Here is a 13,629-nt window from a genome sequence, read left to right on the forward strand (position 1 = left end):
GTAAAAGATGCTTGTGTATCAGGGGAATAAATTGCAATTTGGGTTTGAGCTACATTATGATTTTCAGGGACTTGATTGCTTGAAAATCAGATTTTGCTCCGATTAGCAACAAACCCTTTCATGCCTATTATTCGGAAATTTTTACTCCTTCTTTCACTTTTGATTCTGGGCCGTTGCTCAGAAAAGAAGGCTCCTATTCCGGCAGATACCTCTCCGCCAAAATCACCCCAAGAAGAACTCGAGACTTTTGAAATTGAAAAGGGATTCAAAATCCAGTTGGTAGCAGCTGAACCCATGGTTCAGGATCCGATAGCCCTGACATTCGATGAAGATGGCAGGCTTTGGGTTGTCGAAATGAGGGGTTTTATGACCGACATCGATGGTACTGAAGAGCAGCAACCTCTCGGTAGAATTTCTGTTTTGGAGGACGAAGATGGCGACGGAGTGATGGACAAAAGCACCATCTACCTTGACAGTCTCATCATGCCGAGGGCTTTGGGACTTATAAAAGGTGGTGCCCTAGTCGCAGAGAACAATTCCCTTTGGATCACAAAAGACATAGATGGTGACCTGAAGGCAGATTCAAAAGTACTTTTGGACTCTACTTATTCCCAAAATGGCATTCCCGAGCATTCCGACAATGGACTGTTGAGGAATATTGACAACTGGTATTACAATGTGAAGTCAAAGTTGCGGTACAAAAACCTAGGCGGAGAATGGGTCCGGGACAGCACCGAAGCCCGGGGACAATGGGGTGTCAGCCATGACGATCAGGGAAGGTTGTTTTACAATTACAATTGGTCCCAATTGCATGCCGATCTCGTTCCTGCCAATTACCTTACCCGAAACAAAAACCATTCCCCTTCCACGGGCATTGATCACGGACTGACAATAGACCGACGGATATTTCCGATAAGACCAAATCTTGCTGTGAACAGGGGTTATATCCCCGGTACTTTGGATGAAGAAGGAAAACTTCTTGAATTTACATCAGCATGCTCTCCACTCGTATTCAGGAGCACATTATTTCCAGAGGAATATTATGGTAATGCTTTTGTATGTGAAAATGCAGGAAACCTTGTAAAAAGGAACGTCGTCAAACAAAATGGTATTTTCTTAGAGGCTTTTGACCCAAATCCCGGAAAGGAATTTTTGGCCTCCACGGATGAACGCTTCCGGCCTGTTAATTCAACTATCGGACCGGATGGCGCACTGTATATTGCTGACATGTATAGGGGAATGGTGCAACATGGATCTTATGTGACCCCCTATTTGAGAGAGCAGACATTGAAGCGAGACTTGGTGTTTCCTGTTCATCTGGGCAGAATCTGGCGGATTGTTCCGGAAGATTGGGAACCTTCTCCAAATCCAAAACTTTCCAAAGAAAGCTCCATGGACCTAATCAAGCGCCTTTCTCATCCTGATGGCTGGCACAGGGACATGGCCCAAAGACTCTTGGTCGAGCGGGAGGATGTATCCATAAAATCGGATTTGGAAGACTTGGTCCGAAACGGAAAATCCGAATTGGGCAGGTTCCACGGACTTTGGACTTTGGAAGGTATGGGTTTGATAGCAACAGACTTGCTTTTCGACTTACTTGATGATCCATCCATTTTGCTACAAAATACCGCAATAAGGCTTTTGGAAATTTTTGCACTCCAAGATAAAACCATTCAGACCAAACTCGGACAATTATTGACCTCCAAAGTAATGGATGCTCCCATTGAAGTTTCTCTGCAAATGGCTTTGAGTGCTTATGCCCTGAATACAGAGGATGCCTCAATAATATTAGAAAAAATAATTTCCCGCTTTGGGGAAAATGCATTGGTCAGGGATGCGGTCATGAGTAGTTTGGGTAACCGAGAATTTGATTTCTTGGATAAGTTATGGATATCTGAAAACTGGAAAACTTCCGACCCAGCCAAAGAGATATTTTTGGAAATGCTGACTGTTTCCATTGTCAAGAAAAGAGATCCAAAAGAACTGGAAAGCCTGCTGACAATATTGGATGATTCTCCTAAGGATTCGGATTGGAAACATCAGGTCGTCCTTACCGGAATGGCCATCCAAGCAGCAAATAGTAGAACAAAAGGGCCTTTGGCTTTGAAAAAAGAACCTCCATTATTTAAAAGAACTGACCTTAAAATCGAACCTGCAAGGGTTGAGATGCTGAAATCCATGTTTTCTTGGCCGGGGTATACGCCAAAATTGTTAGAAATGTCAGCCAATTCTCTTGATGAAAAAGGGATGCAACAGTTTGCTTTGGGCAGGCAAAAATACCTGGTAACCTGTGCCGGTTGTCACGGTTCGGACGGCGCTGGAGTCAACAGGATGGGACCGCCGTTGGCTGCTTCGGAATGGGTGATCGGTGATGAAATCCGGCTTTCCCTCATCCTCCTCCATGGCATGGAAGGTCCATTGGAAGTATCAGGTAAAAAATATGACGCTCCGGAAATCCTTCCCGTCATGCCCGCCCATTCGACCATGGATGACGCTTCCATTGCAGCAATCTTGACCTATATCCGAAATGAATGGGGAAACCAAGCTCCTGCCATTAGCGGCAGAACGGTTTCCTCTACCCGGCATACCTCGCAGGGAAGGGTGTATCCATGGACCGCCCCGGAACTAATCAAGCATACCGACTCCTTGTCTGTCCTCAAACCTAACTAAAAACCCATTCCGCCAATATGAGATCCTCCGATAATTACACATCCCCCTTTTCCCCTGAAAGAAGGAATTTCATACAAAAAACAGGATTGGCAGCTTTGGCGATGGCTTTTCCATTGCCTTCTTTTTCCATGAATTTTGAAGGGGTTTCGATGGGTATCGTAGTCCATTCCTATGGCGCAAGGTGGAATTCGAAAGTCCCGAGTGAAAAATATCCCGGTTTCGAAAATGCCCTCCAACTCATCAAACACTGCCATCAGATCGGAGCCGGGGGCGTACAAGTTGGCGTCAATAACTGGACCTCGGATTTTGCTAAAAAAGTCAGGGACCAAAGAGAAAACCTTGGAATGTACTTGGAAGGAAGCATCGGCTTACCAAAATCAAAAGATGATATTGACAATTTTGAGAAAGAAGTTTTGGCATCAAAAGAAGCAGGGGCAACAATCCTGAGGACTGTTTGCCTGAGTGGTAGGAGGTATGAAAATTTCAAAACTGAGGATGAATTTCATGATTTCAAAGCCAAATCTATTCTTTCGCTTCAGTTGGCGGAGCCTGTGGTAAGGAAGCATAAAATAAAATTGGCAGTAGAAAACCACAAAGACTGGCGTGCGGCTGAATTGGTGGAAATCATCAAAAGAATGGACAGCGAATGGATCGGGGTGACTCTGGATTTTGGAAACAATTATTCACTTCTTGAAAAATCGGAAGATGTCATCGGCCTTTTGGCTCCTTATTCATTTTCCACCCACATCAAGGATATGGGCGTTAAATCCTATTCCAAAGGCTTTTTGCTGTCTGAGGTTCCGCTTGGAGAAGGGATAGTCGACCTCAAAAAAGGAGTTGAACTTTGCAGGAAATATAACCCCAACATTACCTTCAACTTGGAAATGATCACAAGAGACCCTTTGGAAATCCCCTGTCTGGAAGAAGAATATTGGGCCACCTTTGATAACATATCGGGTCCTGAACTTGCCGGAATTCTCAAAATGGTAAGGGAGAAATCCTTTTCCGGGGAATTGCCTTATACACGTAACCTCGAACCAGAGCAGCGGCTTGATTATGAAGAAGTCAATGTCCTCGCAAGTCTCCGGTACAGCAAGAGCGAATTGGGGCTCGGATTATAGTTGAATAAAAACATAAAATCATCATTCATTTAAGATAAAAATATGAATACTTCAGTCAGTGAATTACCCGGAATCAAGCTTTTTGACCTGAGTGGCAAAGCCGCCATCATCACCGGAGGGTCCAAAGGGCTCGGTTTGGCCATGGCCGCAGGTTTGGCTTCAGCAGGTGCCAATGTCATGTTGGTCAGTCGGGACGGGGCTGTCGCAGCGGAGTCCGCCTTTGAATTGGAAAAAGCCTATGGCATCAAAGCTATTTCTTTTTCGGCTGATGTATCCTCCAAGGAGCAAACAGAAGCAATGGCCAATGCCGCTATGGATGCTTTTGGCAGGATAGATATCCTGATCAACAGCGCCGGGATCAATATACGTGGCGCAATTGACGAATTGAGTGAGGAGGATTTCAAAAAAGTAATGGATGTAAACGTCACCGGAACATGGCTTTGCAACAGGGCTGTGACGCCATTTATGAAAAAGGCCGGCAAAGGCAGCATCATCAACATGGCAAGTACGCTCGGATTGGTAGGACTTGCTAACAGGACACCCTATGCCTCAAGCAAAGGTGCAGTCGTTCAAATGACCCGCGCTTTGGCATTGGAATTGGCACCTTTCAATATCACGGTCAATGCCATCTGCCCCGGCCCATTTCTCACAGAAATGAATTTACCTATTGCAGATACCGAAGAGGGAAAGAAATTTGTGGTAGGAGCAACTGCTTTGGGAAGATGGGGCCACCTGAAAGAAATTCAGGGTGCAGCCTTATTGTTGGCAAGTGACGCCGGAACATATATGGTTGGTTCGATGCTGACGGTGGACGGTGGCTGGACAGCACGTTAATTTGGAATGAAGAATTTATAATGGAAAGAGAGGATGTAGTAAGGATTGAGAGGTAGGAGGTGAAAGGTGAGAGGAGCCTATCATATCCGTTTAACTCAGAGATATTAATGTATCCCTTTGCGACCCTTTGCAATACCTTCGGGTCCTTTGCGGTAAAAAAATTAACCACAAAAGATGCTAGAAATTACATCGGTCTTCGGTCATCCGTCTTCCGTCTTCCGTCCTTTACACAAAAAGCGTAATCAAATAAATCACCGATATCGCCGTCACCGACATGATCAGCGTTCCCAAACTGTGGGTCTGATTTCCCTGCTTGATCGAAAGCCCTGACAATTGGGTGACTGCCCAAAAGAAACTATCATTGGCATGGGAAATCGCTATGGCCCCTGCACCGATGGACAAAGCCGCAAAAACACGCATCGTCTCCGAATCCAAACCCAAACTCACCAACAGCGGCGCAATGATAGATGCTGTGGTAATCATCGCCACAGTGGATGAACCTTGAGCGGTTTTCAGGGCAAAGGCAATTAAAAAAGGTAAGAAAATCCCCCAATTGGCACTGCTCATATTGGCGCTTACCATATCCCCGATCCCTGAGTTTTGAAGCATTTTGCCAAAAACCCCTCCTGCACCGGTTATCAATATCACAGGTGCAGCAATCAACATGGCCTCACCGATCCAACCCGAGGAGGATAATAACTTCCTGTCAAACTTTGCCGGTAAAGTGAAAGACAAAAATGCTCCTATCAGCAAAGCGATTACCGGACTACCCACAAACAGGATTACAGTAGTAAACATATTTTCCCCAAAAGGCAAAGTTGGATATTTGGCTATTGAGGCAAGAATAATCAGAATCAAAGGAACAATTACGGGCAAAAATGAAGAAAATGCTGTAGGAGGTTTTGGGATTGTCTTTCCGACTTCCACCTCAGCAACTTTTGGTTCAAGGGGGATTTTCAAACATACTTTTCTTATAAAAAAGTAACTTGGGACCAGTGTAATCAAACTTACGATCAAACCCCAAAATATGATCATGCCCAAGTCCGCCTCCAAGATCCCTGCTGTTGCTATAGGTCCCGGAGTGGGCGGCACAAGAGAATGACTTGCAGTCGCGCCCAAGGCTACGGCAATGGTTGTCGCAGCATAGGGAACTTTGCTTTTGAGCGAAAGGGATTTGCTGATGGGATTCAGCATGATGAAAGTACTGTCTCCAAATACAGGAATAGAAAGGATATATCCACTTAGTAACATTGCAACAGTCACGGATTTTTCACCTATCCAAGAAAGTATCTTTTCTGCTATGACCAAGGCCCCTCCTGTTTTTTCCAAGAAAGTACCCATTATCACGCCCAACAATATCAGCAAACCGATACTTCCCAAAACTCCCCCAAACCCATCTGTTATGGATTTGAGAATCAGATCCACAGGCATCCCGGATAATAGTCCATAAAGGATTGCGCCTACAAACAGGGCTAAAAACGGATGGATATCATACTTGACAATGGCTATCAGGATGAGCGCCAATGCAAATAGAATGGTCAAAAGGGTCAGCATAGTGGTGTTTTGGGTTGGGTTGATTGAAAAAAAGGAATGGGAAAGTTTTGGGATTTACATCCCAAAACCTGCCCTATGCTCTCTGCCTACAAATTGATTGGCTTCTTCAAGATTGGTGATTCTCATGTTCTCCCCATCCCAAAGCAATTTCCTTCTGCCAAAAAATTCCATCTGCCCTTTGCTGTTTTCCCTTCTCAGCATGTAGCTTCGGATGGCAAGATTTCCCATCAGAACCGTCTCGGTCATCGGTCCTGCATAATCAAAAGAGGAAGTCAAACCCTTGTGTTCGGCACTTCCAAACCCCGCTTTGATCGCATCTACCCACTTGCGTTGGTGGCCATATTCAGGTTCCTGATTTCCCAACCTGTCCGGCCCAAATTCTGTGGTGCCATCGTTCATATACAACTTTGGCATCAGCGGAGAGCTGTCGTTGATGTTGGTGGTGATGATTCCCTTCTCCCCGATGATCATGACGCCGTTGGCACTGTTTGCACCGCCGATATCGTGGTCTGCAGGAATGATATCAGGGTGCGAAGGTCTGATGCCACCGTCACTCCAGGTCATTTCGATAGGAGATTGGCTTTTGGCAGTAGCAGCAAAATGCAAAGTGATAAAAGAGGATGCAGGACAACCCTCAGGATTGTAATCCGGTGTCCACATTTTGGAGAAAACCGACCCTACACTGCATTCCGCATCTTTTGGATAATGAAGCCCAAGGGTTCTGAACGGAATATCGATCAAATGGCATCCCACATCTCCCAAAGCTCCAGTTCCATAATCCCACCATCCACGCCAGTTGAAGGGGTGTAAGTTGGGAGTGAATGGAATCTCTGGTGCAGGACCCAGCCAAAGATCCCAATTGAGGGCGCTAGGCTTTGAGCTTGGATCAGAGGCAGGAAAAGGTCCTCCCTGAGGCCATACCGGCCTGTTGGTCCAGATCTGCACTTTGGAGATTTCTCCTAATTTCCCTGAATCAACCCATTTTTTGACCATGTCAAGCAGGGGATTGGAGGCACCCTGATTGCCCATTTGGGTGACAATTTTGTTGGTCCTTGCCATTTCAGTCAGCATTCTTGCTTCCCGGATGTTGTGTGTCATTGGCTTTTGCACATAGACATGTTTTCCCCTTGCCATGGCAAAAGCTGCTGCCGGGCCATGCACATGGTCAGGAGTGGAAATGGTCACGGCATCGATTTCTTTTTCTTTTTCCAGCATTTCCCTGTAATCCGCATAGAGTTTTGCTTTGGGAAAATTCTCCACAGATTTTTTTGCAGAACCTGAAAAATCCACATCACACAAAGCAACGACCCTTTCGCGTCCATTCACAGAGGCATTGAAAATGTCGCTTGTTCCTTTTCCACCGGCACCGATAGCAGCAAGGTTCAATTGGTCACTGGGCGCTGTAAATCCAACGCCTCCCAAGACGTGACGGGGAACAATAAAGATGGAAGAAGCTATGGCTGCGTTTTTTATAAAATTCCGCCGTGATTGGTCAGAAGATTCTTTTTTGGGTTTTTTCATGTTAATTGGAAGTTTGGAATCGGGTATAGTTGTAATTTAAATGGGCGTTTTTTCATAGGGTAAGTTTTGTCAAAAAGAAATAAAACCACGCAATAGGTTTTTCTTCTTAAAGCCAGGAAATAAAGCTGAAATTCAAAACGGATGATTAATCTAACAAATCCATTTAAAATTTTGACATTATATTATTTACCACTGCTTTTTTATCGTTTCAATGGCTTTGGACGCCTGATTTTCCATGTTTTCCCATCGGCTTTCCAAAGAGACCAAACCTTCATAACCTGACAATTGTAAAGCCTGGTAATATAGGCTCAAATCCTCTCCGTGGGTTCCGGGAACAGCCCTGCCTTCCTTCTCAGCCACGTGGACATGTTTGATGAGATGGCCGTAATTCAGGATGCTTTCGGGTCCTTCGCCCTCCATTTTCATATGGTAAATATCTGCAAGCAACCTGTAATTGGGATGGTTGACAGCTTTGACGATCTCCCCGGCTTCACTGAGGCTGTTGATAAAATTACATTCTTTGGTATTGAGTGATTCCAACACCACGGTGATATCATACTTGGCGGCGATTGGTCCGAGGAGTTTTCCCAAAGCAATCATTTGAGCGGTAGCTTCTTCTTTCGAAAACCCATCAGGAACAGACCTGGACCCACTGCTTCCAAAAACCACCAACTTCCCTCCCGCTTTTTGTGCCCTGCGAAAAACAACCTCCGCATAGTTCAGAATTTCTGCATGAAGGGCATTTGGACCTACACTTTTTAAGCTTCCGGGAAGGAAAATAATAAATGCCTCGATAGGCAAAGGAGATGATTTGGAGGCTTCTAAAATTTGGTCAAACTCTTCCTCACTTTTGGTTGGAACAAGAAAAGACTGCACATTTTCTTCGATAAAGGAAAACCCGGCATTGGCTAAAATTTCTCCATCCTTATAGCCGGCACAGGCACCTATTTTGGGAAAAGAGGCGGTTTGAGAAAAAGCGCCTGATATAGGTAAATTTAAACCCATTGCCAGTATACCAACAAAAAAAGCTTTCAATTCGAAGAAGGAGTTTTTCTGGTTCATAGGTTCATTATTTTACTGCTCAAAAATTAAAGCGATAATAAGTTGTCTGAAAAAAAGGGGATTTTCAATTAAACGGTAAGAAATTATGTAAAAGGAAGATGTTAGCGAAACATAACTTTCAAGTCAACCTCCCAATAATCTCCTTTGCTTCCGGCCATTTGGCTAGGAGTTCGTCGGCACTGTACAACCTAAAATCCCGAAAATCAAAGCCCGGAGCGACCATGCAGGAAACAAGGGAGTAGGAATCCGGCTGCTCAACTGTCGATCCGAAAATCACGCCCGGCGGAACTAATTGCTGCGGTCGGTGGCCTTGATGGTCTAGTGGGCCGACCAAGAGTTTTTCATAGCCTTTTTCAGAAAGGATATGCACAGTTAGCGGACTGCCTTCATGGTAAAACCAAATCTCATCCCCTGCAATGCTGTGGAATTTAGAGACATTGTCCGACGTCATCAAAAAGTAAGTACAGGTTGCCAAAGAACGCTCAGCACCTGCAGCTTCTAAATCTGATCGGTATGTTTCGGAATAATAGCCTCCCTCAGGATGCGCCTTGAGGTGTAACTTTTCTACCAATTCTTGGATTCGGGTATTCATGTTTTAGGGTTTTAAAATTTATAGCAATTATTAATTAGGCCAAATCTTACCGAAAAGGACTTTGAATTCAATCCTTCCAATTGATCTTTTTGAAAATAATCTTTGTGTAATTATCCTGCTCGTAAAGTACTCCTACAGTCTGATCATTCACTCTGACCAAATCACTGTAAGCAGTCCAAGCTTGCTTATTTGGATCATCGGTTCGGTCAATTACTATTGATTTTTCCCAGGTTTTCCCTTCGTCAAAACTAATCTTGAGCGTAAGGTTATTCCTGTCTTTGGTATCTGAAGCATTGGAATGGGCCAAAATGGTTTTTCCATTTCTTTCACCTAGCGGAAGGATGGAACCTTGACAGACCGGATCGGGAAGCGCTGCTTCGAAATAAGCTTCATCCCAAGTTTTGCCTCCATCGGAAGAATAGGCCAAAATTCTGCTTCTGATATCGCCCCGTTGATTCCTGACGCTCATGATCATCCTGTCGCCTGAAAGTTCCGCGGCAATAGCCTCATTCGAACCGGGAATTTCTATGGACTCAGACAATTGGAACGTCTTGCCATGGTCATCCGAGAAAAATCCATGTGCCCGGTATTCCATAAAATCCTCCTGCGGCGGTCCTACTGAATGGTTGGCTGCGACGTAAATCCTTCCTTTGAATTTGCCTTGCTGAAACTGAAACGCATGCCCGGGAGTATTTGCATAGTGCCTCCAATCTTCTTTGGAATCATAGGCGGCATTGAATGCAGGGTTGTTTGGACGGTGAACTTGCTGCGTGATATTGACCGGTTCTTGCCAACTTTTTCCCAAATCCAAAGATTTCATCATCCACACTTCCCTTACTCCCCTGTTCATGCGGATATCATATTCATGGTTGTTTCCGGTGTTGTAAAAAAGATAAACCACTCCATCAGGATAAGCAGGATCATGCAAATCCACCACAGGCGCCGGATTTCCTGCCTGCAACTTGTCATAATCCACCAGCATTTGTATGGCTGACCAGGTCTTTCCTTCATCTTCACTCCTTTTCAATACCAAATTGACATCACCAAAATCATCAGAACCATTGACCCTGCCTTCGGCAAAAGCCAAAAAATCCCCGTTGGATAAGTCAATGATAGCAGGGATTCTATAGATTTTGTGACCTTCTTTTCCTCCCTCAAAAACAATGGTTTCTTGAGAGAATCCTTGACTCCAAATCCCAAGAAATAGAAGGGATACAAATAGTCCTGTTCGGTTAGTTTTAATAGTTTTTTTCAAAATATCGCTTTAAAGTATAATCAGGCTGCCATTGATCAGGTTGCCTTAAGATTGATTTAGGATCGTATTCCATGGGCTTGATGACTTTGGCTGTTAACTCAGTGGTGTCATTGGTTTCCTTTTGCCAAAGTTTCATCAGCTTCAAGAGCGCTTCTCTTTTTTCTACATAATCATCCTCATAAGCTAAATTATTTAACTCTAAAGGATCTCTTTTCAAATTAAATAACTGGGTATAATCGCGCTCAGGGTACCGGATCAGCTTCAAATCTCCTTCCCGAATGGCTCGAACTGTATTTCTGTAAGCTGTAAAAAGTGACCCTCTGACTTGGGTTTCCTTTCCCTGAAGAATCGGAACCAAACTTTTGCCTGTGACTTCCTTGGGATTTGGTAATCCTGCCAATTGAGACAAAGTTGGATACAAATCAAACAGATACGTAAGCGCATCAAATTCCTTTCCTTCGGGCACGCCGGGTCCTTTGATGATCAAGGGAACTTTGGTACTGTGCTCGTACAGGTTTTGCTTCCCAAGCAGGCCATGGCTTCCGGCAGCCAGACCATTGTCAGCAGCATAGACGATGATTGTGTTATCGTATTGCCCATTTTCTTTCAAAACGGAAATAATTTTCCCGATCTGCTGATCCAAGTGGGTGATCAATCCATAATAGTCAGAGAGAATCATCTGAATCACTTCGGGCTTTCTTGGCCAGCCAGTCAGGTTTTCATCACGAATGTTCAATTGATCAAACTGAAAAGGGTGAAGCCCCATATAATTTCCCGGAAGTGGCAGGCTTCCGTCAGGATAATAGTTGATGAATTTCGGGGCGGGCGAATAGGGATCGTGCGGGACTGTGAAGGCTACATAGCAAAAGAAAGGCTTCCCTGCGTCGTTTTTTGAATGGTTTTGGATGAAATCAATGGCTCCCTCTGTAAAAACCTCTGTGGAAAATCCTCTTATTTGAGGATCTCCCAGTTTCCCATTTTCATCAAAGTCCCTAAGTGCAATGGCATAATGATCTGCCATGCCTCCTAGATAGACATTTTTAGCTTGCTGAAAAGTCGCCTCAAAGGCCTCTTTTTCATTGTGCCATTTGCCTGTACCAAAAGTTGAATAGCCTGCTTTTGAAAAATCCATCGGCATGGTATTGACCCCATTGAGCCGGTCATAAACTTGAAAAAGACTTTTTCCACTCAAGAGCATCGCCCGGCTTGGGGCGCAGATTGCACCGTGATGTCCCCCCATTACATAGGCGTTCGTAAATCGACTTCCTTCCCTTGCCAATTGGTCAATGTTAGGAGTATGGATATAGGAATTGCCACTAATGCCAAGGGCATCCGCCCGCTGGTCATCTGCAAATAAAAAAAGGATATTCGGTTTTTTGGATTGAGGATATCCGACAATTGATGTGGTTAATAATAAAATTAACACAAAAGATATCTTCGATTTGGTATATGGCATTTTGGCTTATTTTTCAAACTCGACGATATATTCCGACATGTATTTTCCCAAATCAGAATATTTGAAAAACAACCTTGCCTGCTTCCCAAGCCGCAAACTCGTGTATTTGTTGGCAATGTCATCAGGGGTATTCAGGGGTTGCAGCGAAGGGTACCAAAGCACATGTCCGGGTTTTTCCAGGAGTTTTTGAGGTTTTGTCCAAGCTTGGGAATTATTCCCCTCTCCCAATTCCTTGTGGGGATTGAATGAAATATACAGCTCATCACCAACCCATGATTGGCCCTCCACTTTTCCCATCATCATTACCCAACATTCCAGGTAAGTATTCCAACTGACAGATGGTCCCCAATGAAATCCACCTGTTGGAGAGGAGGCCGGACCCCCACCGTTTTCGACAGGCATTTGGAGGGAAGCCACAGGTTTGCCGATTCCGTCCCAATCCGCATTGAATCCTTGTCCATCCCATCTCTTAGCTTTCCCCTGCGGGTCGTCGAGTTCGTCGATCCGGATTCGGGCGATACTGATGCATTGCCCACTCCATTCTTTGATGGGATCATAGGAAGCAGCATCGTAAGCTCCAGGATAGCCATATTCTCCATAAAAAAGGTAAAGATATTCGCCAACAGCCACGGCAGAAGGATCCCCTACTCCACCGGCAAAGGTCTTGGAAATATTGTGTGGTTTCAAAATCATTCGGGGCTGCTTGTCTTCGAGAAAAAGCCCTTTGTTTTCCCAACTCCATCCGCCGTCCGTAGATTTCATAACGCCGATTCTACATACCGCAGCAGGCGTGATTCTTTCAGTCAGACCCAAGGGCCAGTCCTTGTCGATATATCCTTCTCCGGTTGCTTCATTGTAAGGGAGGGTTTCAGGATAATTTTCATTGTGGTAGATAGCGTACAAGGTCCTTCCGCTCGGATCTTTTTCATCCTGATAAACCGTCTCAAACCATACTGCCCCATGAAGTCCGGGTTCTCCGACAGGGGCGTTGGTAGGCAATTTGGGGGCGATGTATTCGGATGCAGGTGTACTGAAGACCTCATCGGCATTGGATCCGCTTGCAAACTTCAGGTCTCCTGCAAATCCCCAAACAGGGTCCTCACCATATTTGCCGGGAAAAATCCTGAGTGTGTCCCCTACCCACACCTCTGCCATATTGCAGTCGACAAAATTATTGAAGAAGAAAGTGTCTGTTTCTATCAGTTTGAAAGTGGGTACCCGAAAGTCTTGTGTTTCCGAAAGACTTTCCTGAGTTGGATTTCGGGGATTACAGCCAATGAAAAATATCATGGCGCCCATCAGTATAAAGTAGAATATTTGTTTCATAATTTGATCCATAGCAGAGATTTTCGAAGCATTTTCCATACCCCATCAAGATACAAAAATTAAATTTTTTCAAAAGAAAATGCCTGAAATCTTGCTCTTGATTTATTGGGACCAAACTTTTTAAGCTGAAGATTTGAATTATTTCTATCTCTAATCTTCCCCCCAAAAGAGCCTTGTGAAGGGCAAGTAATTCACATTTGAAATAACCATTACAATTACTACATTGGTTAGATCAGCC

General features: G+C 44.6%; 10 protein-coding genes. 3 read left to right on the forward strand and 7 right to left on the reverse strand.

Annotated features, from left to right (window positions below; all coding sequences use genetic code 11):
* Positions 1 to 120: 120 nt before the first annotated feature.
* From MMU05_RS00410 to MMU05_RS00420, 3 genes are read left to right on the forward strand one after another with little or no spacing between them, the layout of a single operon-like run.
* The gene (locus MMU05_RS00410) at positions 121 to 2,670 is read left to right on the forward strand and encodes a DUF7133 domain-containing protein (RefSeq protein WP_241139709.1); all 2,550 of its coding nucleotides are present in this window, start codon (positions 121 to 123) and stop codon (positions 2,668 to 2,670) included.
* Positions 2,671 to 2,687: 17 nt separating this feature from the next.
* Entirely contained in the window at positions 2,688 to 3,791 is a 1,104-nt protein-coding gene (locus MMU05_RS00415; protein ID WP_241139710.1) for a sugar phosphate isomerase/epimerase family protein, read from the forward strand.
* A 42-nt stretch (positions 3,792 to 3,833) separates the two neighbouring features.
* Positions 3,834 to 4,625, forward strand: coding sequence for an SDR family NAD(P)-dependent oxidoreductase (locus MMU05_RS00420; RefSeq protein WP_241139711.1), 792 nt, complete (start codon positions 3,834 to 3,836; stop codon positions 4,623 to 4,625).
* A gap of 225 nt (positions 4,626 to 4,850) precedes the next feature.
* Here MMU05_RS00420 and MMU05_RS00425 read toward each other — a convergent pair whose 3' ends face one another.
* The 7 genes from MMU05_RS00425 to MMU05_RS00455 form a co-directional block, all read right to left on the reverse strand.
* On the reverse strand, positions 4,851 to 6,179 hold the full coding sequence (locus MMU05_RS00425; protein WP_241139712.1) for a GntP family permease: 1,329 nt from the start codon (positions 6,177 to 6,179) through the stop codon (positions 4,851 to 4,853).
* Between the two features lie 54 nt (positions 6,180 to 6,233).
* On the reverse strand, positions 6,234 to 7,700 hold the full coding sequence (locus MMU05_RS00430) for a Gfo/Idh/MocA family protein (RefSeq protein ID WP_241139713.1): 1,467 nt from the start codon (positions 7,698 to 7,700) through the stop codon (positions 6,234 to 6,236).
* Between the two features lie 186 nt (positions 7,701 to 7,886).
* Positions 7,887 to 8,762 carry a sugar phosphate isomerase/epimerase family protein gene (locus MMU05_RS00435; protein ID WP_241139714.1) on the reverse strand — a complete coding sequence of 292 codons (876 nt, stop codon included), beginning with the start codon at positions 8,760 to 8,762 and terminating at the stop codon, positions 7,887 to 7,889.
* A gap of 118 nt (positions 8,763 to 8,880) precedes the next feature.
* Positions 8,881 to 9,354, reverse strand: a complete 474-nt coding sequence (locus tag MMU05_RS00440; RefSeq protein WP_241139715.1) for a cupin domain-containing protein — start codon at positions 9,352 to 9,354, stop codon at positions 8,881 to 8,883.
* 67 nt (positions 9,355 to 9,421) lie between these two features.
* On the reverse strand, positions 9,422 to 10,609 hold the full coding sequence (locus MMU05_RS00445; protein WP_241139716.1) for a sialidase family protein: 1,188 nt from the start codon (positions 10,607 to 10,609) through the stop codon (positions 9,422 to 9,424).
* Positions 10,593 to 12,035, reverse strand: coding sequence for a sulfatase family protein (locus MMU05_RS00450; protein WP_241139717.1), 1,443 nt, complete (start codon positions 12,033 to 12,035; stop codon positions 10,593 to 10,595). Before MMU05_RS00450 ends, MMU05_RS00445 begins: the two co-directional genes overlap by 17 nt.
* Positions 12,036 to 12,071: 36 nt before the next feature.
* Positions 12,072 to 13,391, reverse strand: a complete 1,320-nt coding sequence (locus MMU05_RS00455) for a hypothetical protein (protein WP_241139718.1) — start codon at positions 13,389 to 13,391, stop codon at positions 12,072 to 12,074.
* Between the last annotated feature and the right edge of the window lie 238 nt (positions 13,392 to 13,629).

It is taken from the genome of Cognataquiflexum rubidum (assembly GCF_022538115.1).
Classification (GTDB): Bacteria; Bacteroidota; Bacteroidia; order Cytophagales; family Cyclobacteriaceae; genus Cognataquiflexum; species Cognataquiflexum rubidum.

Excerpts from the sequence above, each read along its gene's own strand:
- MMU05_RS00410 (WP_241139709.1), top strand. The coding sequence starts at position 121 with ATGCCTATTATTCGGAAATTTTTACTCCTTCTTTCACTTTTGATTCTG.
- MMU05_RS00415 (WP_241139710.1), top strand. The coding sequence starts at position 2,688 with ATGAGATCCTCCGATAATTACACATCCCCCTTTTCCCCTGAAAGAAGG.
- MMU05_RS00420 (WP_241139711.1), top strand. The coding sequence starts at position 3,834 with ATGAATACTTCAGTCAGTGAATTACCCGGAATCAAGCTTTTTGACCTG.
- MMU05_RS00425 (WP_241139712.1), bottom strand. The coding sequence starts at position 6,179 with ATGCTGACCCTTTTGACCATTCTATTTGCATTGGCGCTCATCCTGATA.
- MMU05_RS00430 (WP_241139713.1), bottom strand. The coding sequence starts at position 7,700 with ATGAAAAAACCCAAAAAAGAATCTTCTGACCAATCACGGCGGAATTTT.
- MMU05_RS00435 (WP_241139714.1), bottom strand. The coding sequence starts at position 8,762 with ATGAACCAGAAAAACTCCTTCTTCGAATTGAAAGCTTTTTTTGTTGGT.
- MMU05_RS00440 (WP_241139715.1), bottom strand. The coding sequence starts at position 9,354 with ATGAATACCCGAATCCAAGAATTGGTAGAAAAGTTACACCTCAAGGCG.
- MMU05_RS00455 (WP_241139718.1), bottom strand. The coding sequence starts at position 13,391 with ATGAAACAAATATTCTACTTTATACTGATGGGCGCCATGATATTTTTC.